Here is a 1,345-nt window from a genome sequence, read left to right as displayed (position 1 = left end):
TATCGGTCTGACATTCGGCGGGATCTGTGCGGAAGATGCTCCAGTTGATACCGGACTTCCGCCAAGCGATCCCAATGCCTATGCCTTTGTCAGATCGATACCAGAACCTGAGCCTGAGCCAATCCCGGCTCCTGCTCCAGTCTTTCCTCCAGTAATCATAAAAGAGGTGGTTCGGGTAGAACCAGCACCACCTCCAGAAATTATCTATGTTGAAAAACCTGCTCCAGATCCGGTTGAACTGGCCGTTATTGCTGCACTCGGAAATCGCAAGGTCCAGCTTGCGCCGCTCCCCAGCAGTAATATTCTACAGGCGGCTTACCATCCCAATGGAATATCTGCACCTCCTGGTAAGGATATCGGTGGAGTAAAAGCTCCGACCGCTAAACCTGAGCCCGAATATGATGCAGAAGGCAGGATTTCCGGGCTTCCGGTTGATAACAGCCGGATTTTGACAGCTGATCGTTATATCAGCGGTATTCTTGAAACCGGAATCAACAGCCAGCTTGATAGTGAAGACGGCGGCACCGCCATTATCCAGGTTTCGCGTGATGTTTTTGGCTATCACAACCGCAACATTCTGATCCCGCGTGGATCCCGCCTGATCTGTGATTACGACAGTCCCAAAAAAGCAGGATCTACCCGTCTGTCTCTCCAGTGTAATCGTATTTTGCTTGGGGAAACCCGCGTCGAGATTTTCCAACTTGCTGCGACCATCGGCGACCCACAAGGTCATGCCGGAATAACCGGCGAAGTGGATAACCGATGGTTTGAGAAATACGGCTCGGCCATCATTCTTTCTGCCATATCAGCCACTTTTCAAGGTGCTGCATCGCTCGCCAACAATCCTGCCGGGGGCGATACCAGCAACAATGCAACTGCAGCCCAAGAAGCTGCAGCGAACCTGAGCGAACGCTTTGGTGAAATCTCCGCTTCCGTATTGGAGCAAACAGTAAACCTCGCCCCAATCGTCACCATCAGCCAGGGAACAAGGGTTCAGATCCGCCCGCAGTTCGACTGGTACATCCAAGATCCCTCCAAACCCTGAACCAGAAGGTAACTCCCATGAGAAAACTAACGCCCGGGGGCGCGGCCCCCAATCCCCTTTTATTGCCTCTGGCCTGTTCTTTGGCCTGTTCTCTGGCGCTATTCGCCTTACCGCTAAACGCCCAGACTGTTGCGAGCACAACACCAGGTGTTCCAACACCCGTTACCAGTGCCGCCCCTATAGGGGCTTCGGAAGAAGTTCTGCAGGAAAAGCTTTTTTCAGCTTCAGCAAAAAGTTTGACGCAGTTGATCCAGCAACAGGCAACGCCTGTTCAAATGGACTTCAAACGTCTGCCTGATC

2 protein-coding genes are annotated in these 1,345 nt (G+C 52.6%); both read left to right on the top strand.

Annotated features, from left to right (window positions below; translation table 11 throughout):
- Positions 1-1,045 (top strand): TrbI/VirB10 family protein (locus B152_RS0114980; RefSeq protein ID WP_020593244.1); only part of this gene is annotated, 1,045 nt, incomplete at its 5' end.
- A 17-nt stretch (positions 1,046-1,062) separates the two neighbouring features.
- A partial coding sequence (locus B152_RS23990; protein ID WP_033406658.1) for a hypothetical protein occupies positions 1,063-1,345 on the top strand: 283 nt, incomplete at its 3' end.

This window comes from Kiloniella laminariae DSM 19542 (assembly GCF_000374005.1).
Classification (GTDB): Bacteria; Pseudomonadota; Alphaproteobacteria; order Kiloniellales; family Kiloniellaceae; genus Kiloniella; species Kiloniella laminariae.
This window is presented reverse-complemented; position numbering and strand designations above follow the sequence as displayed.